General features: G+C 59.3%; 26 protein-coding genes. 1 reads left to right on the plus strand and 25 read right to left on the minus strand.

What is annotated here, in order from left to right:
- Nucleotides 1-9: 9 nt before the first annotated feature.
- On the minus strand, nt 10-2,139 hold the full coding sequence (gene flhA / locus EAH78_RS27065; protein ID WP_140670731.1) for a flagellar biosynthesis protein FlhA: 2,130 nt from the start codon (nt 2,137-2,139) through the stop codon (nt 10-12).
- Nucleotides 2,140-2,369: 230 nt separating this feature from the next.
- Here flhA and EAH78_RS27070 point away from each other — a divergent pair, with 230 nt between their 5' ends.
- Nucleotides 2,370-3,734 carry a YncE family protein gene (locus EAH78_RS27070; protein ID WP_140670733.1) on the plus strand — a complete coding sequence of 455 codons (1,365 nt, stop codon included), beginning with the start codon at nt 2,370-2,372 and terminating at the stop codon, nt 3,732-3,734.
- 224 nt (nt 3,735-3,958) lie between these two features.
- Here the strand turns inward: EAH78_RS27070 and flhB are convergent, their stop codons facing one another.
- From flhB to fliD, 24 genes are all read right to left on the minus strand, one after another.
- The gene (gene flhB / locus EAH78_RS27075) at nt 3,959-5,098 is read right to left on the minus strand and encodes a flagellar biosynthesis protein FlhB (protein WP_140670735.1); all 1,140 of its coding nucleotides are present in this window, start codon (nt 5,096-5,098) and stop codon (nt 3,959-3,961) included.
- A gap of 3 nt (nt 5,099-5,101) precedes the next feature.
- The gene (gene fliR, locus EAH78_RS27080; RefSeq protein WP_140670737.1) at nt 5,102-5,887 is read right to left on the minus strand and encodes a flagellar biosynthetic protein FliR; all 786 of its coding nucleotides are present in this window, start codon (nt 5,885-5,887) and stop codon (nt 5,102-5,104) included.
- Nucleotides 5,888-5,890: 3 nt separating this feature from the next.
- Nucleotides 5,891-6,160 (minus strand): flagellar biosynthesis protein FliQ, encoded by a 270-nt coding sequence (gene fliQ, locus EAH78_RS27085; protein WP_007948918.1) that lies wholly within the window; start codon nt 6,158-6,160, stop codon nt 5,891-5,893.
- Complete coding sequence (fliP, locus tag EAH78_RS27090) at nt 6,157-6,915, minus strand: flagellar type III secretion system pore protein FliP (RefSeq protein WP_027922366.1); 759 nt, start codon at nt 6,913-6,915, stop codon at nt 6,157-6,159. Before fliP ends, fliQ begins: the two co-directional genes overlap by 4 nt.
- Entirely contained in the window at nt 6,915-7,361 is a 447-nt protein-coding gene (fliO, locus tag EAH78_RS27095) for a flagellar biosynthetic protein FliO (RefSeq protein WP_140670739.1), read from the minus strand. The genes fliP and fliO overlap by 1 nt, the downstream gene beginning before the upstream one ends.
- Nucleotides 7,362-7,820, minus strand: coding sequence for a flagellar motor switch protein FliN (gene fliN, locus EAH78_RS27100; RefSeq protein WP_027922364.1), 459 nt, complete (start codon nt 7,818-7,820; stop codon nt 7,362-7,364).
- Between the two features lie 68 nt (nt 7,821-7,888).
- A complete protein-coding gene (gene fliM, locus EAH78_RS27105) occupies nt 7,889-8,857 on the minus strand; it encodes a flagellar motor switch protein FliM (RefSeq protein ID WP_027922363.1) in 969 nt (322 codons plus the stop codon).
- Nucleotides 8,858-8,866: 9 nt separating this feature from the next.
- Nucleotides 8,867-9,364 carry a flagellar basal body-associated protein FliL gene (gene fliL / locus EAH78_RS27110; protein ID WP_140670741.1) on the minus strand — a complete coding sequence of 166 codons (498 nt, stop codon included), beginning with the start codon at nt 9,362-9,364 and terminating at the stop codon, nt 8,867-8,869.
- A gap of 222 nt (nt 9,365-9,586) precedes the next feature.
- Nucleotides 9,587-10,969, minus strand: a complete 1,383-nt coding sequence (locus EAH78_RS27120) for a flagellar hook-length control protein FliK (RefSeq protein WP_140670742.1) — start codon at nt 10,967-10,969, stop codon at nt 9,587-9,589.
- 105 nt (nt 10,970-11,074) lie between these two features.
- Nucleotides 11,075-11,422, minus strand: a complete 348-nt coding sequence (locus EAH78_RS27125) for an Hpt domain-containing protein (protein ID WP_140670743.1) — start codon at nt 11,420-11,422, stop codon at nt 11,075-11,077.
- A gap of 30 nt (nt 11,423-11,452) precedes the next feature.
- The gene (locus EAH78_RS27130; protein ID WP_140670744.1) at nt 11,453-13,159 is read right to left on the minus strand and encodes a fused response regulator/phosphatase; all 1,707 of its coding nucleotides are present in this window, start codon (nt 13,157-13,159) and stop codon (nt 11,453-11,455) included.
- 5 nt (nt 13,160-13,164) lie between these two features.
- Complete coding sequence (locus EAH78_RS27135) at nt 13,165-13,470, minus strand: STAS domain-containing protein (protein WP_140670746.1); 306 nt, start codon at nt 13,468-13,470, stop codon at nt 13,165-13,167.
- Nucleotides 13,471-13,684: 214 nt separating this feature from the next.
- Complete coding sequence (gene fliJ, locus EAH78_RS27140; RefSeq protein WP_123434038.1) at nt 13,685-14,134, minus strand: flagellar export protein FliJ; 450 nt, start codon at nt 14,132-14,134, stop codon at nt 13,685-13,687.
- A gap of 6 nt (nt 14,135-14,140) precedes the next feature.
- A complete protein-coding gene (gene fliI / locus EAH78_RS27145; protein ID WP_123434037.1) occupies nt 14,141-15,499 on the minus strand; it encodes a flagellar protein export ATPase FliI in 1,359 nt (452 codons plus the stop codon).
- On the minus strand, nt 15,489-16,298 hold the full coding sequence (gene fliH, locus EAH78_RS27150; RefSeq protein WP_140670748.1) for a flagellar assembly protein FliH: 810 nt from the start codon (nt 16,296-16,298) through the stop codon (nt 15,489-15,491). The genes fliI and fliH overlap by 11 nt, the downstream gene beginning before the upstream one ends.
- Before the next feature lie 7 nt (nt 16,299-16,305).
- Nucleotides 16,306-17,325 (minus strand): flagellar motor switch protein FliG, encoded by a 1,020-nt coding sequence (gene fliG, locus EAH78_RS27155; RefSeq protein ID WP_007894195.1) that lies wholly within the window; start codon nt 17,323-17,325, stop codon nt 16,306-16,308.
- Nucleotides 17,318-19,105: a flagellar basal-body MS-ring/collar protein FliF gene (fliF, locus tag EAH78_RS27160; protein WP_140670750.1), complete on the minus strand. Its 1,788-nt coding sequence runs from the start codon at nt 19,103-19,105 to the stop codon at nt 17,318-17,320. Before fliF ends, fliG begins: the two co-directional genes overlap by 8 nt.
- Before the next feature lie 14 nt (nt 19,106-19,119).
- Nucleotides 19,120-19,449: a flagellar hook-basal body complex protein FliE gene (fliE, locus tag EAH78_RS27165; RefSeq protein WP_140670752.1), complete on the minus strand. Its 330-nt coding sequence runs from the start codon at nt 19,447-19,449 to the stop codon at nt 19,120-19,122.
- A gap of 344 nt (nt 19,450-19,793) precedes the next feature.
- Nucleotides 19,794-21,179 (minus strand): sigma-54-dependent response regulator transcription factor FleR, encoded by a 1,386-nt coding sequence (gene fleR / locus EAH78_RS27175; protein ID WP_140670754.1) that lies wholly within the window; start codon nt 21,177-21,179, stop codon nt 19,794-19,796.
- Between the two features lie 5 nt (nt 21,180-21,184).
- Nucleotides 21,185-22,390: a sensor histidine kinase gene (locus tag EAH78_RS27180; protein WP_170219179.1), complete on the minus strand. Its 1,206-nt coding sequence runs from the start codon at nt 22,388-22,390 to the stop codon at nt 21,185-21,187.
- 128 nt (nt 22,391-22,518) lie between these two features.
- The gene (locus EAH78_RS27185; protein ID WP_140670759.1) at nt 22,519-23,994 is read right to left on the minus strand and encodes a sigma-54 dependent transcriptional regulator; all 1,476 of its coding nucleotides are present in this window, start codon (nt 23,992-23,994) and stop codon (nt 22,519-22,521) included.
- A gap of 174 nt (nt 23,995-24,168) precedes the next feature.
- The gene (locus EAH78_RS27190; RefSeq protein ID WP_046032823.1) at nt 24,169-24,465 is read right to left on the minus strand and encodes a hypothetical protein; all 297 of its coding nucleotides are present in this window, start codon (nt 24,463-24,465) and stop codon (nt 24,169-24,171) included.
- 10 nt (nt 24,466-24,475) lie between these two features.
- Entirely contained in the window at nt 24,476-24,871 is a 396-nt protein-coding gene (gene fliS, locus EAH78_RS27195; RefSeq protein WP_027922350.1) for a flagellar export chaperone FliS, read from the minus strand.
- Between the two features lie 128 nt (nt 24,872-24,999).
- On the minus strand, nt 25,000-26,406 hold the full coding sequence (fliD, locus tag EAH78_RS27200) for a flagellar filament capping protein FliD (RefSeq protein WP_140670761.1): 1,407 nt from the start codon (nt 26,404-26,406) through the stop codon (nt 25,000-25,002).
- Nucleotides 26,407-26,459 lie beyond the last annotated feature (53 nt).

Raw genomic sequence — 26,459 nt, forward strand, 5'->3', positions numbered from 1 at the left:
ACCACTACCTCAGCCGTTGGGCCCTACTGTCGCAACAATGGTCACTTGCTTGTTGTCAGGGATTTCCTGATAAGCCAACACATGCAAACCCGGGACTGCCAGTCGGCCAAATCGCGACAACATGGCGCGAACCGGGCCGGCCACCAGCAGAATCACCGGTTGACCTTGCATTTCCTGACGCTGCGCCGCATCGATCAACGAGCGCTGCAGCTTCTCTGCCATGCTTGGCTCCAGCAGAACGCCCTCTTCCGAGCCTTGTCCTGCCTTCTGAAGACTATTGAGCAATATCTGTTCCAACCTTGGCTCCAGGGTGATCACTGGTAGCTCGGAGTCAGTGCCTACAATGCTTTGGACGATTGCGCGGGATACGCCGACCCGCACAGCAGCCACCAAAGCGGCAGTATCTTGACTCTTGGCGGCATTGTTGGCGATCGCCTCGGCGATGCTGCGAATGTCGCGCACAGGCACCTGTTCGGCCAGCAGCGCCTGCAATACCTTGAGCAGTTGCGACAGCGAAACCACCCCTGGCACCAGCTCCTCAGCCAGTTTAGGCGAGCTTTTGGCCAGCAATTGCATGAGTTGCTGGACTTCTTCGTGACCGATCAGTTCGCTGGAGTGCTTGTACAGGATCTGGTTCAAGTGCGTGGCAACCACGGTACTGGCATCAACCACGGTGTAACCGAGTGACTGCGCTTGGGCGCGCTGGCTGATTTCGATCCAGACCGCCTCCAACCCAAAAGCCGGATCTTTGGCGGTTATGCCATTAAGCGTACCGTAGACCTGCCCCGGGTTGATCGCCAATTCGCGATCCGGGTAAATCTCCGCTTCCGCCAGGATCACGCCCATCAGCGTGAGGCGATAGGCACTCGGCGCCAGGTCGAGGTTGTCACGGATATGCACAGTCGGCATCAAGAAGCCCAGGTCCTGGGACAGCTTCTTGCGCACGCCCTTGATCCGCGCCAGCAACTGGCCACCCTGATTGCGGTCCACCAGCGGAATCAGGCGGTAGCCGACCTCCAGGCCAATCATGTCGATAGGCGTGACGTCATCCCAGCCAAGTTCTTTGGTTTCCATCGCGCGGGCCGGCGAAGGCAGCAGTTCCTGCTGACGCTTGACCTCTTGCAGGGCCTGGACCTTGACCACGTTTTGCTTCTTCCAGAACAGGTACGCGCCACCGGCGGCGACCGCAGCCATGCTCAGGAAGGAAAAGTGCGGCATGCCGGGCACCAGGCCCATCACCGCCATCAGACCCGCCGCTACGGCCAAGGCTTTAGGCGAGGCGAACATCTGGCGACCGATCTGCTTGCCCATGTCTTCCGAGCCGGAAGCACGGGTCACCATGATCGCGGCCGCTGTTGATAACAACAGTGATGGCAACTGCGCCACCAAACCGTCACCGATGGTCAACAACGCGTATACCTTGCCGGCGTCACCGAAGCTCATGCCGTGCTGGAAGATGCCGACTGCCATGCCGCCGATCAGGTTGATGAACAGAATCAGCAGGCCGGCGATGGCGTCACCGCGCACAAACTTGCTGGCACCGTCCATGGAACCGTAGAACTCGGCTTCCTGGGCGACTTCCATCCGGCGCAGCTTGGCCTGGTTCTGGTCGATCAGGCCGGCGTTCAAATCGGCGTCGATTGCCATTTGCTTGCCTGGCATCGCATCGAGGGTGAAGCGCGCGCTCACCTCGGAAATCCGCCCGGCACCCTTGGTCACTACGACGAAGTTGATGATCATCAAAATCGCGAAGACCACGATACCGACCACGTAGTTACCGCCGATCACCACCTCACCGAAGGCCTGGATCACCTTACCGGCGGCGGCATGCCCTTCCTGGCCGTGGAGCATCACCACCCGCGTGGACGCCACGTTCAGCGCCAGGCGCATCAGCGTCGCGACCAGCAGAATCGTCGGGAACACCGCGAAGTCCAGCGGCCGCAAGGCATAAACGCAAACCAGCAGCACAACGATCGATAGCGCAATGTTGAACGTGAAGAACACGTCCAGCAGGAACGGCGGCACCGGCAGCATCATCATGGCCAGCATGACCAGCAGCAACAACGGCACGCCCAGATTGCCCCGACTTAAGTCGGCAACGTTTGTGCGAGCACTGTTGAATAACTGAGAGCGATCCACGGTTTTCCCCGTTCCTTTAAAGCAAACTTTTGACGCCTGAAGCTGGCGCAAAGCGGCTATTGCAAGAAGCCTTCCAACTTTTGCAGAAGGCGCAAATACACCTTCGAAGAACGAGCGCCCACTTGCGACCACTAATCCGAAATACGCTCGTACCTGTTAGATCTGACAGTAGTTGTGCGCAGCAACTTGATGCCCAATGGGAGACTCATCTCAGCAACAGGAACAGACTCATGAACACGCCTTGTTCAAACACCGTTGCGCCACTGACCGCCCCCGCAGTGTCGGTCAGACTTGATACGCTGAATTTAAGGGACCACGCCGTGAGACTGGCGTCCCGAGAGGGTTTCTTCCCAAACAACGGACTGACTGTAAACATCACCAACACGAGCATGACGCCAAACGACGAACTGGAACTTTTGCTCGACAACGAAGTAATTGGGCGACACATCGTCACGACCACAGATGCGGGTGCACCTTTTACGATGAATACGGCGGAGCTGACCGAAGGTCCACATGAAGTGACCTATCGATTCAAAAAAAAAGGCCAGCCATATGAAACATGCGAGCAACCCGCAGCAATTCACGTTGCACTCAAATCGCAGACAGACCTGCACTTGGGCAAGGCGCCCTCCACCCACAGCGGTCTGTTTGCGCAGATCAACATCAGCTATCCAAAAGATGAAAAAAGTGCCGCCTCCTCGACGACGCTGGCAAATGAAAACATCACAATGGTTCAAGGCATACAGGGTCTCAATTTAAGCCGGGATGCCACTCTCCTATATTTCGTCCAAGCGAAAGACAGTGTCAGCTATGTTCGCGCTATGGATACCCGCACTCAGACGATTGTCCATAGCTACTCCCCAGAAGTTGGAGGCGAAAGGTTAAGCGGTCTCCTCCCGGACGGCACCCACGCCTATATCAACAGTCCCCGCTCGAATTACATCTGGGATGCCAACACTCAAACCCATTACGTCAATAAAGGCGCCGACCTCGCGTACGGCGTCAACTATATGGTGATGAGCCCAACCGGCGAACGCCTCTTTGCCTGTGGCACAGTGGACTTTACAAAGGGCTATCTGAAGGTAATCGATGCATCCACCCAGACAGTTGTCCAGTCCCGGACAATCGAACCATGGCCTTATGGCATCGCAATCAATCCCACCGGCTCGCATTTGTATCTGGCTAATGTGGGCGACGCGCAGTCCGATTCCGACCCAACCGCAATCGACGTCATTGATACCCAAAATTTAAAGACTGTCGCAAGAATTTTGGTCCCTGGATTTGCCTACTCAATGGCCCTGAGCGCTGACAATCAACGTCTGTACGTGGCTGATTTTACGGCCAGTACAATTTTGATGATTGATACGGCGACCCATAAAATCATCGGAGCTGTCCAGAGCCAGCGATTTCCGAATCACATAGTGGTGAGTGCCGACGGCAAACACCTCTACGTCACTACACAAACATCACCGTTCGTTTGGATTTTGGATGCAGAAAGCCTGGCGGCTGTAAGTTTTTTTAACACTGAGAAGAACGAACTGAGGGAAGTTCTTGCTAAACCTGATAACGGCATGTACGTGCTGTACAGAAATTAGCCCCCAAAAAAAAATCCGTTATCGGATTGAGTAAAAGGCGGGGTTACTCCGCCTTCCTCTCATATCACCGCTCCTACGATTTCGCATACGGCGATGCCTGCCTACCGATAATCAACATTGAGGATGTTCTCCGGCTCGAGCATAGCCTCACACGCCCGACAACGGGCAACTAGTCCGGCGCTTTCGCGAGCAAGTCGAAGTGGCGCTCGGCGACAGCACGAAACTCAAGAATCGCGTCGCAAATCCGGTGGAATCGGCAGGTCGTCGTTGAGCGGCTCAGGCGGTTTGCCCTTGCCGGCGCGGTGCTGGCGGATCTGGTAGACGTAGGCCAATACCTGGGCGACTGCCAGATACAGCCCACCGGGAATTTCCTGCTCCAGCTCGGTGGAGTAATAGATCGAACGCGCCAAGGCAGGCGATTCGAGCAGCAGCACATTGTTGGCCACGGCGATTTCGCGGATTTTCAAAGCCAGGAAGTCGCTGCCCTTGGCCAGCAGCACCGGCGCGCTACCTTTGTCCGGGTCGTATTTGAGCGCCACGGCATAGTGCGTCGGGTTGGTGATGACCACATCGGCCTCAGGAATAGCCGCCATCATCCGCCGCTGCGACATCTCGCGCTGCAATTGACGAATGCGCTGTTTGACCTCCGGCCGCCCTTCCTGATCCTTGTGCTCGTCGCGCACTTCCTGCTTGGTCATCAGCAGTTTCTTGTGGCTTTCCCACAGTTGCACCGGGACGTCGACGGCGGCGATGACGATCAGCCCGCAGGCCATCCACAGGGTGCTCCAACCCACCACTTGCAAGCTGTGGATGACGGCCATCTCCAACGGTTCGTGCGCGATGCGCATCAAGTCGTCGATATCGGAGGACAACACCGCCAGCGCCACGAACAGCACGATCAGAAACTTTGCCAGCGCCTTGAGCAGCTCGACGAGCGCCTTGGGCGAGAACATCCGCTTCAACCCGGCAGCGGGGTTCATGCGACTGAATTTCGGCGCCATCGAACCCGCCGCGAACAACCAGCCACCGAGGGCAATCGGGCCGATCAATGAGGCCAGCAGCAAGGTGATCATCACCGGCTGGATCGCCACCAGTGCAATTTGCCCCGAATGCAGGAGAAAGGTGCCCATGTTGCGTTGATCCAGAATCACTTCCCGCGACAGCGTGAAGTTCATCCGCATCAGCTCCATCATTTCCTGCGCCAGGGCGCCGCCGAAAATCAGCAGGCCGCCGGCGCCGGCGAGCATGATCGCGAGGGTATTGAGCTCCTTGGAGCGCGCAATTTCGCCCTTGTCCCGGGAGTCCTTTTTGCGTTTCTCCGTGGGGTCTTCTGTTTTGTCCTGACCGCTTTCGCTCTCAGCCATGACTCAGCGAGCCCGTGCCAGATCGCGTAAAAACTGCAGGGCCTCGGTGGCCAGCGGTTGATACTGATTGATGATGTCCGCCAGCCCGACCCAGACGATGAACAGCCCGAGCACCAGGGTCAGCGGAAAACCGATAGAGAAGATATTCAGCTGCGGCGCGGCCCGGGTCATCACGCCGAACGCGATGTTGACCACCAGCAGCGCCGTGATCGCCGGCAGCACCAGCAACAACGCAGCCCCGAGGACCCAGCCGAGCTTTCCGGCCAGCTCCCAGAAATGATTGACCAACAACCCGCTGCCCACCGGCAGGGTAGTGAAGCTTTCCGTCAGGACTTCGAACACCACCAGATGCCCGTTCATGGACAGAAACAGCAGCGTCACCAGCATGGTAAAGAATTGCCCGATCACCGCCACCGAAACACCGTTGGTGGGATCGACCATCGACGCGAAGCCCATGCCCATCTGAATCGAGACGATCTGCCCGGCGACCACGAAGGCCTGAAAGAACAGCTGCAAGGAAAAACCCAGAATCGCGCCAATCAGGATCTGCTCGGCAATCAGCAGCAATCCGCTCAAGTCCAGGGCATTGACCGGCGGCATCGGTGGCAGGCCCGGCGCAATCACCACGGTGATCGCCAATGCGAAGTACAGTCGCACGCGCTTGGGTACCAGGGACGTGCCAAACACGGGCATGACCATCAGCAGCGAACCGATACGAAACAACGGCAACATGAAGGTCGCCACCCAAGTACTGATCTGGGTGTCGGTCAGCTGCAACAGCGACGGCATGGTTTAGCCAATGACCTGAGGAATGCTGCCGTACAACTGCAGGATGTATTCCATGAACGTCTGCACCAGCCATGGGCCGGCAACGATCAGCGTCACCAGCATGACCAGCAAACGCGGGAGGAAGCTCAGGGTCTGTTCGTTGATCTGCGTGGCGGCCTGGAACATCGCCACCAACAGGCCGACCAGCAGACTCGGGATTACCAGCACGGCAACCATCATGGTGGTCAGCCACAGCGCTTCGCGAAAGATGTCTACCGCGACTTCCGGCGTCATGGCGACACACCACCGAAGCTGCTCGCCAACGTACCGATGATCAACGCCCAGCCATCCACCAGCACGAACAGCATGATCTTGAACGGCAGGGAAATGATCAGCGGCGAGAGCATCATCATACCCATCGCCATCAGCACACTGGCCACGACCAGGTCGATGATCAGGAACGGAATGAAGATCATGAAGCCGATCTGGAACGCGGTTTTAAGCTCCGAGGTGACAAACGCCGGCACCAGAATGGTCAGCGGCGCCTGATCCGGCGATGCGATGTCGGTACGCTTGGACAGGCGCATGAACAGCTCAAGATCGCTGCTGCGCGTCTGCGCCAGCATGAAGTCCTTGATCGGTACCTGAGCCTTGGCGACGGCATCCTGAGCGGTAAGTTTTTCCGCCAGATACGGCTGCAAGGCGTCCTGATTCACCCGATCAAATACTGGCGCCATGATGAACAGCGTCAGAAACAGCGCCATGCCCGTGAGGATCTGGTTCGACGGTGTCTGTTGCAGGCCCAGGGCCTGACGCAAAATCGAAAAGACAATGATGATCCGCGTGAAGCTGGTCATCAGCATGACGAACGCCGGGATGAAACTCAGCGCAGTCATGATCAGCAGGATTTGCAGGCTGACCGAATATTCCTGAGCGCCATTGGCGTTGGTGCCCAGGGTGATCGCCGGGATCGACAACGGATCGGCGGCGAACGCCAGCGGCGCAGCCAGCATCAGGGCCAGCGTCAAGACGATGCGTAACGCACCCATTACTTCTTATCCTTTTGATCCTTGCCGAGCATCTCCAAAAGACGCTGGGCAAACTCCGGGGTCGCTTTTTCAGTCACGCCTGGCACTTGCACCGGCTCTTTGAGCACATGCAACGCGGTGATGGTGCCGGGGCTGAGGCCAAGCAGGATCTGCTCGTTGCCGACCTGCACCAGCATCAAACGGTCACGGGGACCGAGTGCGCGGGAACCGATCAGCTCGATCACCTGCCCTTTGCCGGCCGGACCCGCCTGCTGGACCCGGCGCAACAGCCAGGCGAGGAAGAAGATCAACCCCAGCACCAGCAGCAAGCCGAACACCAACTGCGTCAATTGCCCGGCCACGCCGCTGCTGACCGCCGGAGCGGCCGCGGTCGCAGCGGTCGCTATCGGCTCGGCAGCCAGAACACTGAACGGCATCGCCAGTACAAACCCCAGAACTTTTTTCACTTAGCGCAGCTTCTTGATGCGTTCGCTTGGGCTGATCACGTCGGTCAGGCGGATGCCGAACTTCTCGTTGACCACAACCACTTCACCGTGAGCGATCAACGTGCCGTTGACCAGCACGTCCAGCGGCTCGCCGGCCAGACGATCGAGCTCGATCACCGAACCCTGGTTGAGTTGCAGCAGGTTACGGATGTTGATGTCGGTGCTGCCCACTTCCATGGAAATCGATACCGGGATATCGAGGATCACGTCCAGGTTCGGACCTTCCAGGCTCACCGGATCGTTGTTTTTCGCCACGCTGCCAAACTCTTCCATCGGCAGACGATTGGACGACGAGCCAGCGGTATCGGCAGCCAGCAAGGCGTCGATATCGTCCTGACCGGCGTCACCGGTTTCTTCCAGGGCCGCAGCCCATTCATCAGCCAGCGCCTGGTCGTCTTGCGCGTTCATATCGTCGTTCATCATTTGTCCTCGGCGGGCAAAAATTCGGTTAGTAGCAGTCTGTTAAAACAAGGAGGTTTGAGCGCCGGTCAGCGGCGCTCGATCGGTTCGATCACCTGCAACGCGAGGTTGCCTTTGTGCGAGCCCATCTTGACCTTGAACGCAGGCACGCCATTGGCGCGCATGATCATTTCTTCCGGCATCTCGACCGGGATGATGTCCCCCGGCTGCATGTGCAGGATGTCGCGCAAGCGCAACTGGCGACGGGCAACCGTGGCGCCGATCGGCACGTCGACATCCAGCACGTCCTGACGCAGGGCGTTGACCCAGCGCTCGTCCTGGTCGTCGAGGTCTGACTGGAAACCGGCATCGAGCATTTCGCGCACCGGCTCGATCATCGAGTACGGCATGGTCACGTGCAGGTCACCGCCACCGCCATCGAGTTCGATGTGGAAGGTCGACACCACCACCGCTTCACTCGGGCCGACGATGTTGGCCATGGCCGGGTTCACTTCCGAGTTGATGTACTCGAAGTTCACTTCCATGATCGCCTGCCAGGCTTCCTTCAGATCGACAAAGGCCTGTTCCAGCACCATGCGCACCACGCGCAGTTCGGTCGGGGTGAATTCACGCCCTTCGATCTTGGCGTGACGGCCGTCGCCGCCGAAGAAGTTGTCCACCAGCTTGAACACCAGCTTGGCGTCGAGGATGAACAGCGCGGTGCCGCGCAACGGCTTGATCTTGACCAGGTTGAGGCTGGTCGGTACGTAAAGCGAGTGCACGTATTCGCCGAACTTCATCACCTGCACACCACCGACGGCAACGTCCGCCGAGCGGCGCAGCATGTTGAACATGCTGATGCGGGTGTAGCGGGCGAAACGCTCGTTGATCATTTCCAGGGTCGGCATGCGTCCGCGGACGATGCGATCCTGGCTGGTCAGGTCGTAGCTTTTGACGCTGCCGGGTTCAGCAACGTTATCGGTCTGTACCAGACCATCGTCGACGCCATGCAACAGCGCATCGATCTCATCCTGGGACAGCAGGTCCTGCACGGCCATGTCGTGTTCCTACTGCAGTACGAAATTAGTGAAAAGCAACTGTTCGATAACCACTTTGCCGAGTTCTTTCTGCGCCACTTCCTGCACGCTGGCCGTCGCCTTCTGACGCAACATTTCCTGGCCAACCGGCGTCGCCAGGGCGGTGAAATCCTGGCCGGAGAACAGCATGACCAGGTTGTTGCGGATCACCGGCATGTGCACTTTGAGCGCTTCCAGATCGGCCTGATTGCGACCCTGCATGGTGATGCTCACCTGCATGTAGCGCTGACGACCATTCTGGTTGTAGTTGGCCACGAAGGCCGGCGCCATGGGCTCGAAAATCGCGGGCTGCTTGCCGACTACTGCGGTTTCTACCGCGGCAGGCTTGCTCTGGGCGCTGTGCATGAAGAACCAGGTCGCCCCCACGGACATGCCGATCGCCAGCAGCAAGGCCACCACGATCAAAACAATCAGCTTGATCTTGCCTTTGGTTGCGGGGTCTTTTACTACTGCTTCGCTCTTCGCCATGCCAATAATCCGTCACTATTCGGGTTTTCACAGTCGCACGACAAGGCAAGAGCAAGTGTTATGCCAGAAGTGTCAGGAGGGGTTCAGGCCGGGACTCACAGGGCACAACAAACCAATGTGGGAGCGGGCTTGCTCGCGAAAGCGGTGTGTCAGTCAACATTAATGTTGAATTCCAGACCGTATTCGCGAGCAAGCCCGCTCCCACAAGGGTTTCGCGTTTTATCAGGCGTAGTAGTCGACGGCGCTGGAGCCAATCACACTGGTAGCGGCTTCTGCCACGTCAGCCACCGTCGGTGCAAGCTCCTCATCAATTGAGTCGACACGACCACCCGCGGCATTGGTGCGACCACCCTGCCCCTGTTGCGCCTGTTCCTGGCCCTGACCTTGCCAGCCACGCGACTGGTCGGACACGTTGACGTCGACCTGTCCCATTCCCTGCTGCGTAAACATGTCACGCAGGCGATGCATCTGGCTGTCCAGCGCTTCGCGGACGCTTGGATGGGCACTCATGAAGGTGACTTGGGTCTGCTGATCCGGAACCATGTTCACCCGAATATCCAGACGCCCCAGTTCGGCCGGTTGCAACTGAATGTCTGCCGCCTTCAGATTGGCGCTGGAGAGGTACATGACCCGGTTGACCACTTCTTCGGTCCAGCCACTCTGGTGCATGGCGATCGGCTGATTCACCGGCAATGCATTGGCTGTTTTCGGCGTGGCCGCTTGAGTCAACGCCGCCAGACGGTTGGCGAAGTCATCGACACGGGTATCGCTGCTGGCGGATTTCAAGTCTTTCAGGCCGTCATCGATCAGACCGCTGAATGCTTTCTCACCCCCCTGACTGGTGCCGTCCTTGTCGGCTTGCACGTCGAGCATGCTCGCCATGCCGGCGGTAAAGTTCTGCGCCGAGGTCAGTTCGCCGTCAGCCTGGGCTTGGGCCGAGGAGGCTTTGGGCTGGGACTGGCTGGACGCGGAAACGTGGCCACTTTGTTCCATGGCCAGGCGCACTGCCGGCAGGGCATCGAGTGGATCGGCTTCAGGATCGAAATCACTGTCGGCGGTAGCAGCGACAGGCGCAGGCACAACCTGCGCAGGCGCGGCAGCCACGGCCACGGAAGTCGCGACTTGCGGTTGCGCGGTAGCGACAACCGGCGCAGCGGGCTCGACTGGCGCCGCGATCACCGGCTGCACGGCCGCCATCAAGGCAGGATCAAGGGACGGATCAAGGCTTGGGTCGATAGGCGCGGTGTCGACTACCGGCGTCTCAGTGGTATCCGGTGCAACATCGTCGGCAGTCGCATCCTCAGCCGGCGCCGGTTTATCGGCGGGCAAGGAATTGCCGCTATCGGCAACCGCAGGTTTCGGGGCGGCAGCTTTGTCGCTGCTGACGTCTTTTTTTGCAGTACCTTTCGACGCATTGTCAGTCGCCGGCTTGGCCGACTTATCAGCGACAGCAACAGGCTTGTCCTGAGCCTGATTGGCGTAAACCTCAGCGAAGCTGGACGCCTTGTCCCCGGGCTCGGCAGCCACCGCCGGGGTATTGGCGGACGCGGCCAGCGTCTTGGCCGCTGTGCTGGCCTGAAGAAGTGAATTGGGGGTAACGGGCATAAAACGGTCTCCGCTGCACTGGGATCGTAGGTACAGTTGAACGAGATGATTGCAAGGGTCGAGCCAGTTTTACCAGTCCAGTACTAAAAGTGCCGAATGGTCAGATTACTCGGAGAGAGAGCGCTGTTTTTCCGCCTCGTAAAGCGGTCGGACGATGGCGAATTCGCCGTCGATTTCCCCCACCAGCTTTTCAATACCCGTGGGGCTTTTTTGCTTGGCGCGCTGCTCCAGTTCATGGCACAACTCAGCGAGCCGAACGGCCCCCATGTTGCTGCTGCTGCCTTTGAAACTGTGGGCAGCCTCCATGAGTTGCATGGCATCGGCAGAATTTTGCAGAAGATGCAAACGCTCTTCGGAATCGCGAATGAACGTATCCAGCAGCTCCGGATACTCATCCTCCATCACTTCCTGCAACGCGCTCAGCACGTTTTGGTCCAAATGTGTGTCAGCCACTTGCTCACTCCTTGATCAAGAATGGGTGAATTATGCCAGAGCCTCCCAGAAAAACTCCACGCGCGCACTACGCCCCTCGTCAGACCAGCTCGCGTTACGGCCCAACTGGCGGACAAGACTGACACCACGACCCGACAGACGGACGCCATCAAGGGGGCGTTCCAGCACTCGCGCCACGTCGAACCCCTTGCCACTGTCTTCAACCCGGACGACCAGGCAGCCGCCCTTGCCTTGCGGCGCGACCTGCAAATGCACCCGCACATAACCGTCCTGCAACGCCTCCAACCGGTCATTGCGTTGCTGGTAATAGCGAGCAAAACCCAACGCATCGCGCTTGAGGCTTGAGTCCAGCCCCAGCACGCCGTGTTCCAGCGCATTGGAATACAGCTCGGCGAGCACACTGTAGAGCGCGCCGCTTTGAGCCCGCAACCCGTGGACCTCAAGCAACAACTGCAAAAGGTACGGCAGCGGATTAAAGCGCTTGAGGGTCTCGGCGCGAAATTCGAAATTCACCGACCAGTCCAGCGGGCAGGACTGGCCGCTGTCGGAGTACACCAGCGCCGGAGGGGTCAGTTGCGTCGCCTCCAGCAGACTGACCTCGACCATGCTCACATCATCGCGGGCCTCACCGCCAAAATCGCGCAGGGCCTGCCCGATTTCCCCAAACAGCGCGTCAGGCTGACGATTGGCTGCAAACACCCGCTGCAACCGGTCCACGCCAAACAATTGCTCGTTGCCATCGCAGGTGTCGATGACCCCGTCGGACAACAGGAACACTCGATCCCCGAGGGCCATCGGGAACACTTCGGTGCGGTCATTGAAGGTTTGCGGGCTCAGCACCCCCAAAGGCAAGTGACGGGCAGTCAGCGGCTTACGCTCCCCCGTGGCGATGGTGTGCAGATAACCGTCCGGCATTCCGCCATTCCAGACCTCCACCGAGCGTCGCTGAAAGCTCAGACACAGCAAGGTTGCGCAGCAGAACATATCCACCGGCAGGATGCGTTTGAGCTTGGCGTTCATCTCGCGCAGGGTTTCGGACAGGCCGTAGCCCTTCGCGGTCATGCCGTAGAAGACTTCAGCCAGCGGCATGGCGCCCACCGCCGCGGGTAAACCGTGACCGGTGAAATCCCCCAGCAGCACGTGCATGTCCCCCGCCGGGGTAAAGGCAGCCAACAGCAGATCACCGTTGAACAGCGCATAAGGCGATTGCAGATAGCGGATGTTTGGTGCATTCAGGCAGCCCGAATGCGCGACCTTGTCGAACACTGCCTTGGCCACCCGTTGCTCGTTGAGTAAATAGTCGTGGTGCCTGGCGATCAGATCGCGTTGCTGCAATACGGTGGCCTGCAAGCGCCGCAGGCGATCCATCGCCTTGATCTTGGCGGCGAGAATCACCGGGTTATAGGGCTTTGCCAGAAAGTCGTCGCCGCCAGCCTCCAGGCATCGGGCCAGGGCTTCGCTCTCGGTGAGCGAGGTCAGGAAGATGATCGGCACCAGGGTTTCCCCGGCGAGCAGCTTGATCTGCCGCGCCGCCTCGAAACCGTCCATCACCGGCATCATCGCGTCCATCAACACCAGGTGTGGTCGTTGTTGACGAAACGTCTCGACCGCCTCGGCACCATTGGCGGCGGTCAGCACGTTATGGCCCTGACGGCGGACGATGCTCGACAGCAGCATGCGATCGGCCGCGCTGTCTTCGGCGATGAGGATCGTCAGGGGTTCGAGCGATGGAGACATAGCGGTCACGCTACGTCGAAAATCTGTTCAAAGTTGGAGATGGCGAGAATTTTTCGCACATCGGAATTCGCGTTGGTCAACTTGATTTCCGCATTCTCGCCGCCAGCGTGATCTCGCAACAGCAACAGCATGCCGAGCGCCGAACTGTCGAGATAGGTGGCGTCCTTCAGATTGACTTCGAAGGACTCGGGTTTTGGCTCAAGATTTTCGTACGACTCACGAAATTCCTGATGCTTGGCGAAATCGAATCGTCCCTTGACCGAAATCGTCAGTTTTTGCCCATCTTGGGACACTTCTGAAATGACTGACATTTAACGGCTTCCTTGTCATTGGCTAACGTGCTGTACAAGGTTTAGCACTTGGTTGGAAGGGGAGCAAGATTGATAAGTTGCAGTGTCTTCGAGTACGCCTTCGCGGGCAAGCCACGCTCCCGCAGTATTCGTGTCGTGCAAAGTAAATGCGATCGACACCAGACCTGTGGGAGCGTGGCTTGCCCGCGAAGAACGATGACACGGAACCACTGATTCAATACGGATCATGTCTGGGCAAGCGCTGCGACAACTCATCGAGCAATTTCTGCTCGCGCTTGTCTTCCAGCTGCCGTGCCTCGTCCATGTAGCGTTGTACAAGTTTTCGCAGGCCTTCGACACGGGCGAACGCCTGCTGCCAGGTATCGCGCGCCTTGTTCAGGTTGTTTTGATGCCAGTTCAGGCTCTGTCGCTGCTGATCGATGGCCGTACCGAGTTGCGCCAGGAAGCCCTGATACCCCAGCAACCACTGGCCGGAAACACCACTGCTGCCGCGTACGATCCATTGTTCCTGGTATTCGAGGCGGAAGGCTTCAAGGTCGGCGAGCTTACTTTCCGCCACTCGCACCTGGCCCTGAAAATGCCCGAGGCGCATGACTGCGGCTTTCTCGGCCTTTTCAGCCATTTCCACCACGGGTGCCAGGCGCGCGGCTCGGCTCAGTGCCATGGCCGGTTAGCCGCCCGCGGCAGGAGCGAAGATGGAAGCGAGATGGTTGACGCTGGCGCCCATGCCGATGTTGTCGTTCAAACCCTGACGCAGGTAAGTGACCATGGCTGGCTGGAGGGAGATCGCGGTGTCGGTCTCACGATCACCGCCCGGTACATACGCACCGACGCTGATCAAGTCGCGACTCTGCTGATAGCGTGACCAGTACTGCTTGAACATCTGCGCGCGGGCCATGTGCTCAGGGCTGACCACCGATGGCATGACCCGGCTGATGGACGCTTCGATGTCGATGGCCGGGTAATGACCTTCTTCCGCCAGGCGCCGGGACAACACGATGTGGCCGTCGAGCACGCCTCGCGCGGCATCGGCAATCGGATCCTGCTGGTCATCGCCTTCGGACAACACGGTATAAAACGCCGTGATCGAACCACCGCCCTTCTCGGCGTTACCGGCGCGCTCCACCAGTTTTGGCAACTTGGCGAATACCGACGGCGGATAACCCTTGGTGGCCGGCGGTTCGCCGATGGCCAGGGCGATTTCCCGCTGGGCCTGGGCGAAACGGGTCAGGGAATCCATGAGCAACAGGACGTTCTTGCCCTTGTCGCGAAAATATTCGGCGATACGCGTGCAGTACATCGCCGCGCGCAGACGCATCAACGGCGCATCGTCCGCCGGCGACGCCACGACCACGGAACGCTTGAGCCCTTCTTCACCGAGGATGTGCTCGATGAACTCCTTAACTTCACGACCCCGCTCACCGATCAGGCCGACGACGATAATGTCGGCCTCGGTGAAGCGCGTCATCATGCCCAGCAGCACCGATTTACCCACACCGGTACCGGCGAACAGCCCGAGCCGCTGGCCGCGACCGACCGTCAACAACCCGTTGATCGTACGAATGCCGACGTCCAGCGGCTCGCTGATCGGTTCGCGCTTGAGCGGGTTGATGGTGGGGCCGTCCATCGGCACCCAGTCTTCGGCTTTCATCCCGCCCTTGCCGTCCAGCGCACGACCGGCACCATCGAGCACTCGACCGAGCATGCTCATGCCCATTGGCAAGCGACCGGTATCGGCCAGCGGAACCACGCGGGCACCGGGCGCGATGCCCGCAACGCTGCCGACGGGCATCAGGAACACTTTGCTGCCGGAGAAGCCCATGACCTCGGCTTCGACCTGTACCGGGTGATAGCTGTCGTCGTTGATGACCATGCAGCGACTGCCCATGGCCGCACGCAAGCCTTCGGCTTCGAGGGTCAGGCCGACCATACGCAGCAAGCGCCCTTCAAGGATCGGTGCGCCGGCCAGTTCCGTGGCCTCGGCGTAACCGCCCAGGCGTTTGGCGAAGCTGGTGCGATCAAGGCGCATCAGGGACGTCCAGTTCCGCGTCGACCGACGTAACAGCAGGCTTTTCGTCAACCGGCAGTTCCAGGTGCAGATCCGCTGCTGCTGGGTGCAGCGCCTGATCGTGCAACTGATCGAGCAGCTTGGCCATGACTTGGGCGATACGGGTTTCGACGGTGGCGTCGATACGGCTGTGTTCGGTTTCTACCCGGCAACCGCCCGGCAACAGCGACTCGTCCTCGACGATGCGCCAGGTTTCTTCGTGGCGTTCGCGCAGGGCTTTGACTTGTTCGAAGTCCTGCGGATTGATGTACAGGCGCACATTGCCCGCGCCCAACGGCAGGAGCTTGAGCGCTTCACGCATGACGTGTTCGATCTGCGTCGAGTCGATGGCCAATTCGCGCTGGATCACCTGTTTGGTGATGTGCTGCACGAGGTCGATCATGGATCGCTCAATGAACGTGTCCTGCTCGGCGATAGGCTCGAAGAGGTTGACCATCAGTTGCTCAAGACCGGCAATCTTCGGCGCCAGCGCCGCTTCGGCTTCCTGGCGAACCTTGAGCGTGGTGCTGTGGAAACCTTCTTTCTCGCCCACGGCGAAGCCTTCGTTGTAGGCTTCCTGGCGGATCGCTTCGAGTTCTTCGAGGGTCAGTGGCTGGACTTCGTCCAGCGGCACTTCTTCCATCTCCGGCGGCTCGGGCTCAGGTTCTGGCTCGGGTTCCGGGACGAAAGGGTCGAAACTGGGCAGCGCCCAGACGTCGAAGCCGGCAACGTGCTTGCCGCGAATCAGGTCGGTCTGGGACTCATCATGTTTGGACGACATAGTGACCTTAGATCATCTCTTCGCCGCCCTTCCCGCCGAGAACGATTTCTCCGGCTTCGGCCATACGGCGGGCAATGGTGAGGATTTCTTTCTGCGCGGTTTCCACGTCGCTGACACGCACCGGGCCTTTGGCCTCGAGGTCGTCGCGCAACAGTTCGGCCGCTCGTTTGGACATGTTCTTGAAGATCTTTTCCTTGACGCCTTCGTCCGAACCCTTGAGGGCCAGTACCAGCACGTCGGAAGACACTTCGCGCAGCAACGCCTGAATCCCGCGGTCGTCGACATCGGACAGGTTGTTGAACACGAACATGAGGTCTTCGATCTGACCGGACAGGTCTTCGTCGACTTCGCGGATCGAGTCCATCAGCTGACCTTCGATCGAGCTGTCGAGGAAGTTCATGATATCGGCCGCGCGCTTGATGCCACCCAGGGTGGTGCGCGAGGCATTCGAGTTGCCGGAGAACTGCTTCTCGAGAATCTGGTTGAGCTCTTTCAGAGCCGCCGGCTGCACAGTGTTCAGCGAGGAGACCCGCAGAATGATGTCCAGGCGCACCTTGTGGTCGAAGTTGCCGAGCACTTCGCCGGCCTGATCCGGGTCGAGGTACGCGACCACGATGGCCTGAATCTGTGGGTGCTCGTAACGGATCACGTCGGCGACGGCGCGCGGTTCCATCCACTTCAGGCTGTCGAGGCCGCTGGTGTTGCCGCCCAGCAGGATGCGGTCGATCAGGCCGTTGGCCTTGTCTTCGCCCAATGCCTGGGTGAGCATTTTGCGCACGTAGTCGTCGGAGCCGACGCCCAGGCTGGTCTGGTCGCCGACGATGTCGACGAACTCGCTCATGACCTGTTCGACTTGCTCGCGGTGGACGTTGCCCATCTGGGCCATCGCCACACCCACGCGCTGGACCTCTTTAGGCCCCATGTGGCGCAACACCTGGGCAGCATCGGTCGAACCGAGGGACAGCAGCAGAATCGCGGCTTTGTCGACCTTGGTCAGTTTGGCGGCAACGGCTCGGTTATCACTCATCTGCGTTAATCCACTCTTTCACGACCTGGGCCACGCGACCCGGGTCTTCTGCCACCAGACTCTTGATTGCATTCAACTGTGCGTCATAGCCTTCGCTCGGGCTCGGCAGCAGGATGCTTTGCGGCCCGCCGAGGCTGACACGGTCGTTGGCCAGTTCGCCGTCCAGGCCGCCCATGCCACCGAGTTCCCCGTCGCTGCCCAAGCCAAGAAGTTGCTTGTCTTTGCCGCCACCGGTGATGTTGTTGAGCACCGGACGCAGCACGCCGAACACCAGCACCAGGATGAACAATACGCCCATCACTTGCTTGACGATGTCCCAGAACCACGGCTGCGAGTAGAACGGAATGTCGGCAATCACTTCACCGCGTTCTGCGGAGAACGGCATGTTGATCACGCTGACGCTGTCGCCACGGCTGGCGTCGAAACCGACCGCGTCCTGCACCAGGCGAGTGAAGCGCGCCAATTCGTCGGCGCTCCACGGCGCACGGGTGGTTTCGCCGTTGGCCGCGCTGACCTTGACCTGATCGTCGACCACCACCGACACCGACAGGCGATTCAATCGGCCCTGCTGTTGCTTGGTGTGGCTGATGGAACGGTCGAGCTCGAAGTTCTTGGTGGATTGTTGACGCTTGTCCGCCGGGTACGGCGCCAGCATTGGCTGACCGGTGGCCGGGTCCATGATTTGCTGACCGTTGGCATCGATCAACGGCTGGCCTGGCTGCACCATGCCGGCCGAGGCGGTTGAGCCGCCAGTGGTTTGCGGTGCCGAGGCCGGCGACGGCGGCTGGTTGCTCAAGGCACCCGGCACACCTTGCGGGCCATTGCTGGCAGTGCGTTGTTCGTTGACCGACTGCTCGCTGCGCAACGCCGGCTGGTCCGGGTTGAACTGCTCGGAGGTCGACTCGACGGCGCTGAAATCGACATCGGCAGACACTTCGGCTTTATAGCGATCGTTGCCCAGCACCGGTTGCAGGATGTTGTGCACGCGCTGGGTCAGCATGGTTTCCATGCGACGGCTGTAATCGAACTGCTTGCCAGCCATGGTCAGTTCGGAGTTCTCCGCCTGATCCGACAGCAGGTTGCCCTTCTGGTCGACGACGGTGATCTGCGATTTGCTCAGCTCAGGAACACTGGTGGCCACCAGGTTGATGATCGCCAGTACCTGGCCTGGCTCCAGGGAGCGGCCGGAATACAGTTCAACCAGAATCGAAGCACTTGGCTTGCGCTCATCACGCACGAACACCGAGCTTTTCGGAATGGCCAGGTGCACGCGGGCACCCTTGACGTTGTTCAGGCTGGAAATGGTCCGCGCCAGTTCGCCTTCGAGGCCGCGACGATAACGGGTCGCTTCCATGAACTGGCTGGTCCCGAGGCCCTGGTCCTTGTCGAGGATTTCGAAACCGATGTTGCCGTCGCTGGGAGTGACACCAGCCGCCGCGAGTTTCAGGCGCGCACGGGACAAATCATCGGCCTTGACCAGCAAGGCACCGGAGTTCGGTTCAACGGTGTAAGGAATATCGGCGGAGGCCAGGGTGTCCATGACCTGCTTGGCGTCCATACCGGCAAGGCTGCCGTACAGAGGCCGGTAGTCCGGCTGCTGCGACCACAGCACCACGGCAAAACCAATCGCCACGCTCGCAGCCAGGCCGACCAACAGGCCTACCTGACGCAGCATGGTCATCTCGGAGAGGTTTTCCAGGAAGGACAACCCGAACAGCGGCGGTTTGCCGTCTATTGGGGTGGCCTTGGCCGGAAGGTTATCGGCGACTGCTTCTGCCATGACTCAATTCGTCCTTAAACCGGCATCTGCATGATGTCTTGGTAAGCCTGAACCAGTTTGTTGCGCACTTGCGTCAACGCCTGGAAAGACACGCTGGCCTTCTGCGAGGAAATCATCACGTCCGTCAGGTCGACGCCGCTCTTGCCGATCTCGAAGGCACTGGCCAGCTGATTGGATGCCTGCTGAGTGTCGTTCACTTTATTGACGGCTTGACCGAGCATGTCGGAAAAGCTGCTGCCACCCAATTCAGGGACTGCGGCAGTCGATTTCGACGCAGACATGGCATCCATTTGCATGGAACGCATATCCAGCATCAACCGATTAAATTCAATACCTTGGCTCATGATTTCTCTCTTTGACGAAGCTACGTCGTTAGCGACCCGCAATTTTTTGACACTCACTCGGCGGGTACTGAGGTGTTAGCAACAAGGGTGCCAGCTCCGCGATTGCCCTACACAAAAGCCCTCCGATCCATGGCTCACCACAAAACCATTGCGGTAGCGAGCTTTTGTGGCGAGGGGGCTTGTCGGACCGCCGCACCGCCCCGTTCGGCTGCGCAGCAGTCGCAAACTCTGGCCATTTGCTGAGACTGAATTCAACAGGGACCGCTTCGCGCTCCAACGGGGGCAAGCCCCCTCGCCACAGAAGCTCGCTCCCACATTTAGATCGGTGTCAGGTGCGTCAACTTTCAGGTGGCGAACAGATACGCTTCCACGTCCATTCCTGCGTCGCGCATCTGCGCCAGCTTGTAGCGCAAGGTGCGCGGGCTGATGCCCAGTCGCTCGGCGGCCTCTTTGCGACGACCCCGCTCGGAGCGCAAGGTGTCGATGATCATCTGGAATTCACGGCGCCGCAGGTCATCGCCCAGTGCGCCAGCCGATTCGGCGTCAACCTCGACGGCTCGCAACGGTGCAACCACCAATGTCGGCAACGGCGCACAGGCAACCGGCCCGGACAGACAGAAATCCTGCGGCTGGATCAAACCACCCTGCTGCAGAATCAAGGCTCGCTGGATTGCGTTGTCCAGCTCTCGCACGTTGCCCGGCCATGGATAACCGATCAGGCACGCCTGGGCCTCGGGCGACAGCTTCGCTGCCGCGTGCTTCATTTTATTGACGTGTTTGGTCAGCAGTCGCTCGGCCAGCGGCAGGATGTCGGCGGTGCGCTCGCGCAGCGGACGCCAGGCCAACGGAAACACCGACAGTCGATAATAAAGATCTTCACGAAAACGCCCCGCCGCCACTTCACCGGCCAAATCGCGGTTAGTCGTGGCCACGACCCGAATGTCCAGGGTGATGGTTTTGCGTGCGCCAACGCGCTCGACTTCACGCTCCTGCAACACCCGCAGCAACTTGGCCTGTAGCCCGAGGGGCATTTCGGAAATTTCGTCGAGCAGGATCGTGCCGCCGTCGGCTTGTTCGAACTTGCCGGCCTGCGCAGCGATGGCGCCGGTGAAAGAGCCTTTTTCGTGACCGAACAACGTGGCTTCCAGCATGTTGTCGGGGATCGCGGCGCAGTTGATCGCAATAAACGGCTGACTGGCGCGATGGGAATGCTGATGAATGTAGCGGGCCAATACTTCCTTGCCGGTGCCGGACTCGCCAGAGATCAGCACCGTGGAATCACTGCGCGCCACTCGCGCGGCCAACTCCAGCAATTGCGCGCTGGCCGGCTCGAACGCCACCGGACCTTCGCCCTCCGACGTACCGAGATTGCCCAACGCGTGACGCGCGACCAAATCCAGCAAGGCCTTGGGCTCGAACGGCTTGACCAGATAATCCGCTGCGCCCTGGCGCATCGCATCGACTGCGCGCTCGACGGCGCCATGGGCCGTCATCAGCAACACCGGCAATTGCGGCTGACGCGCCCGCAACAAGCCGAGCAACTGGTGCCCGTCCATGCCCGGCATATTGACGTCACTGATCACCAGATTGAACGCCTCGACGGCCACGGTCGCCAACGCTTCCTCTGCCGAACCCACTGCCTTGAAATCATGCCCCGCCAGCATCAGCGTATCGGCCAGGGCCTCGCGTAGCGCGCGGTCATCCTCGACCAGTAGAACCTTGATTGCCATGCCTTTCATTCCGCTCCCTGAGCGCCGGATTTGTCACCCGAAAAAAGCGGCAGGACCACCAGCGCACACGTACCGCGACCCGGCCGCGAGCGCAGCTGCAATTCACCCTGATGCGCACGGGCCACGGCCTTGACCACGGTCAGGCCCAAGCCGGTGCCGGTGGTCTTGGTGGTGAAAAACGGCTCACCCAGACGCGCCAGCACGGTGCTGTCTATGCCGCTGCCGTTGTCGCTGACGCACACACGCAGGTTGTGATCTCGGGTATACAAGTGAACCTTCAAACGGACATCACCGGCACTCGCCTGAATCGCATTCTCGATCAGGTTGAGGATCGCCCCGATCAGCGTGTCGCGATTGCACAGCAACTCGCCGGCATGACTGTCGCACTGCCAACGCACTGGCAGGTCCTGGACCTGCGTCAGTGCCGCCGCTTGCAGCGATTGCATCAGATGCTTGGGCGTCACGCGATCGGTCAGCGGTAGCTCGCCGCGAGCGAACACCAGCATGTCGCGAACCTGATGTTCCAGCTCATGCAGACGTTCTTTCAATCGACCGGCAAAACGCTGTTGCGTGGCGACCGGCAATTCCTGCTCGGTCAAGTGACTGGCGTACAGCAAAGCAGCCGACAGCGGCGTGCGAATCTGATGCGCCAACGAGGCGACCATTCGGCCGAGGGAAGACAAGCGTTCGTGACGGGCCAGCTGATCTTGCAGATGACGGGTTTCAGTCAGGTCGTTGAGCAGCACCAACTGACCCGGTTCGGCGTCCAGCGAGCGAGTGGCGATCGACAGACGCCGACCGTCCTTGAGCGAGATTTCGTGTCCGTCGTCTTTGCGAGGCGCAAAACATCGAGCGATGACGTGACGCCAGAGTTCGCCTTCGAGCGGCAGCCCGAGCAACTCACACGCCGCCGGATTGGCTTCGCGCACGATGCCTTGGGCATCGATAACGATAACGCCGCCGGGCAACAGGTCGAGGAGATTTTGCAGACGATTGGCCAGGCGTTCTTTTTCCGCCAGCTCTTGCATGCGCTGGGCACTGACCACGGCCAATTCGCCCTTGAGCTCGGTGACCCGCGCTTCAAGCATGCTGTAGGAATCGGTCAGTTGACTCGACATCTGGCTGAACAGCGCAAACGCCTGCTCAAGGCCAAGCCGGCTTGCCTGCTCTACGGACGACGGTTGTCCCGAAGCGTCAGGGACAGGAGACATCTGGGCGGCTTGGGGCATCGTGCTCTCTCGCTTGGCTGACCGTCAGTTAAACGGAACGTTGCGAGGGACTTAGCAATACCCGTGCCTAAAAAAAACCGCCCAGAAATTAAGGACTTGAAAAACAGGCGTCAATCATCCGCCTGTTCATCACCATCGCGACGGCTCATGCCGTACTTGCGCATCTTTTCCACCAGCGTGGTGCGACGAATCCGCAGGCGTTCAGCGGCGCGTGCGACGATGCCATTGGCATCATCCAGCGCCTGCTGAATCAGGCCCTGCTCCAGACCACCGAGGTAGTCTTTCAGGTCCAGGCCTTCGGGCGGCAGCATGGCGCTGGCGGTGAAGTCCGGGGTGTGACCGTTGATGGCCACCCGCTCTTCCAGATCGCTGCGCAGGCTGTCGACCAGTTGCTCGTCTTCGTCGTCGACGTAGCGGAATTTCTTCGGCAATTCGACCACGCCGATCACCCCGTACGGGTGCATGATCGCCATGCGCTCGACCAGGTTGGCGAGTTCGCGAACGTTGCCCGGCCAGCCGTGACGGCACAGCGACATGATCGCGGCGGAGTTGAAACGGATCGAACCGCGCTTCTCGTGCTCCATGCGCGAGATCAATTCGTTCATCAGCAACGGGATGTCTTCGACGCGCTCGCGCAGCGGCGCCATCTCGATCGGGAACACGTTCAGGCGGTAGTACAAGTCTTCGCGGAAGGTGCCGATCTCGATCATGCTTTCGAGATTCTTGTGGGTCGCGGCAATGATGCGCACGTCGACGCTTTGGGTCTTGTTGCTGCCCACACGCTCGAAGGTGCGCTCCTGCAGTACGCGCAGCAGCTTGACCTGCATCGGCAACGGCATGTCGCCGATCTCATCGAGAAACAGCGTACCGCCATTAGCCAGTTCGAAACGTCCGGCACGGCTGGTGATCGCCCCGGTAAAGGCGCCCTTCTCGTGGCCGAACAATTCGCTTTCCAGCAACTCGGCCGGGATCGCCCCGCAGTTGACAGGCACGAATGGCGCGTCACGACGCTTGGAGTGGTAGTGCAAGTTGCGCGCAACCACTTCCTTCCCTGTGCCGGACTCACCGAGGATCAGCACGCTGGCGTCGGTGTCGGCCACTTGCTGCATCATCTGACGGACGTGTTGAATCGCCCGGCTGGTGCCGACAAGGCTGCGGAACAGATTGGGTTCACGGTGACGACCGCGCTCGCGGGCCTGGTCGTACATCTCGCGATAGACCTGGGCACGGTGCAGGGAGTCGAGCAGCTTGCTGTAGCTGGGTGGCATTTCGAGGGTCGAAAGCACTCGGCGACGCTGGTCTTCTGGCAGGTCAATGGAAGAATTATCGCCCATTAACAAAACCGGAAGGAACTCATCCCAGGTTGCGAGTGTCTTTAACAAGCCCGTAAGTGCGCCAGGAGCATTGACCGTCCCGATCAGGACACAGATCACTTCACGACTTGATGACAAAGAGCCGACAGCCTGCTGCCAGTCATGGCTTCCGCAGGGTAAATTTTCTTCACCGAGAAAATTTAAAATCACCGCCAGGTCGCGGCGGCGGACGCTATCGTCATCAATCAGCAGAATTTTGGTTTCACGCCACATGCAATAGCAACTTCCCTAGTCAACTCAATGCCCAAAAATGATGGGGCAAGCTAGACGCTTGCAGACACATTCTGCCTGTACACGCCTGAAATCTGTAACCAGCCACTAGTTAAGTCAAAAAACCGTGCACAGTCAAATTTATGGCGCACTATGTTTGGATTAACCGAGGATTAATTAACCAAACAGATGGTAAACCTTTGCCGCGTTCTGTGCTTGATGGATCTGCGACATCTCGTCGACTATCGCTTGCCTCTCCCCCGTCGCGGCCTCAAGCAGCTGCTTGTACACCCCCAGCAACTCCTCAAGATTGTCGCGCAACGCAGCCTCATCCACCGAAGCCTCACTTAAAACGTCTTCCATGCAGGATCGGCACGCCAGGTCCAACTCACCGATGGCTTCCCAATTGCGCTCGGCCAATGCACCGACCAGGGCTTCGCGGGTGTGTTCGATTCGCTGCAATACAAGACTCATGGTGATCTCCTTAAAACTGCGGACCCGGTGCGGCAATACCATCCCAACCGTCTTTGACTGTACGAAGCAAATCAGCGACTTCGTCGAGAATCTTCGGGTCGGTCTTGATGTTGGCTTCAGCCAGACGCTTCATCATGTAGGCGTAAAGATTGTCCAACTCACCGACGGTTTCGATGGAGTTCTCGAGGTCCAGGCCTTCACGCAAACCACCAATGATGCCGATGGCCTTGCCGATCAGAACACCCTTGTTCGGAATATCTTTACGCTCCATCGCGCCTTTTGCCTGGGCAATACGGTCCAGGCCACCTTCCATGAGCATCTGTACCAGTCGATGAGGGCTGGCTTCGGAAGTTTGCGCTTGAGCGCCAATCTTCTGGTATTGGCGAAGGGCTAACATTGGATTCATGTTGTACCTCATCAAAATTCTGTAGTTCGTCTAACCAGTGTATCGACGACGCGTCAAAAAACTTTAGATTCAAATGCAAAAAGCCCGGAGCGCTTGAAAACGCTGCCGGGCTTTTGGCGTTATGCGTGTTACGAGTTCTTCTGCTGCGCGGCCATGGCCTCGAACATCCCGGTAATGTTGCTGGCAGTTGCCTTCAACTTACCCACGAGGGTATCCATGTCGTTGTACTTTTTGGTCAGTACCGCGGTCAGTGTTTCGACCCGACGATCCAAGGCAGCCTGATCAGCGGTCAGCTTGGTTTTGGTCACATTCAGGTTGGTGGTGCGAGTGTCAAGGATGCCACCGGTATCGGTGTACGGCTTGATCACATTATTCATGCGTTCGAGCAGACCGTTAGTGCCGGTAAACAGGGTCTGGACTTCGCCACCGAGCTTCTTGTCGTTCATCGCAGCAGTGAACTTGGTGCCGTCGAAGTTCAGCGCACCGGTTTTTTGATCCGTAGTGATCCCCAACTGGGAAAGCACAGTCAGTTTGTCGCCAGCACCGGTCTGGGACAACGGAGCACGAATGGCGGCCAACAGCGAACGTGGCAGCGGGTCACCGGTCAACGCGGCCGAAACGGTCGGCTTGCCATCGTCGTCCAGGGACGGTTTGGTCAAGGACGTCACTGCGTTGGCAATGGCGTTGTAGGCGTCAACGAACTTCTGGATCGATGCTTTCAGGCCATCGTTGTTGGTCGCGACGTTAACCGTCGATGTACCGGCGCCAGTCAGGACCAGGCTCAGGCCGGAGATCGTCTTGTCAACGGTGTTGGACTTGCTGGTCATCGCCAGACCATCCACCGAGAACACCGCATCCGCAGCCAGGCCACCAATCGCACCCGAAGAAGTTGCAGTCGGTGTGCCGGCCATTGGGGCTGTGCCGTCGATGGTCAGCTCAGGGATGCCGGTGGCGGAGATATCAGAACCTGCACCGGTCGTGGTCGAACCCAACACCAGGCGCGAACCGAAGCTGTCGGTCACGATGTTCGCGCTCAGGCCGCTGGCCTGGTACTGAGTGTTGATCGAATCACGCACCGATTGCAGGGTGGCGCCCGCACCGACGGTCACCGGGTAGCTGGTGCCGTTCTGGGTGATGGTCAGCGTGCCTGCCGTGATCGGACTGGTTGCGCCGCCAGCAAAGGCCGCGGAGGCAACTTTCGACGAGGTCGCAAGGCTGGTGACTTTGACCACGTAATTGCCGGCAACAGCGGTGTTGCTGGACGTGGAGGTCAGTACTTTGGGGTCCGAGGACGTAGCAGAATAACCCGTGAACTGAGGGGTGGTCGTGCTGCCCAGATCGGTGAGTGCTTTCTGGAACGTGGCCAGCAGCGACTTCAGCGTACCAATCCCGGAGATGCTCGCCGTGTTGGTTGTGGTCCCACGGTCGATCTGACCTTGTTTGGCCGCTTTGTCAGCGTTGACCAAGGCCTTGACGATAGCACCGGTATCAAGGCCTGAGCCTAAACCCGTGCCCGGTAAAATTGGACTAGCCATGTGGAACTCCCTTCAGTGTGTCGCCGGTCTTTTGACCACTACAACGCCCAAAA

The organism is Pseudomonas arsenicoxydans (assembly GCF_006438915.1).
In the GTDB taxonomy this organism is placed as follows: Bacteria; Pseudomonadota; Gammaproteobacteria; order Pseudomonadales; family Pseudomonadaceae; genus Aquipseudomonas; species Aquipseudomonas arsenicoxydans_A.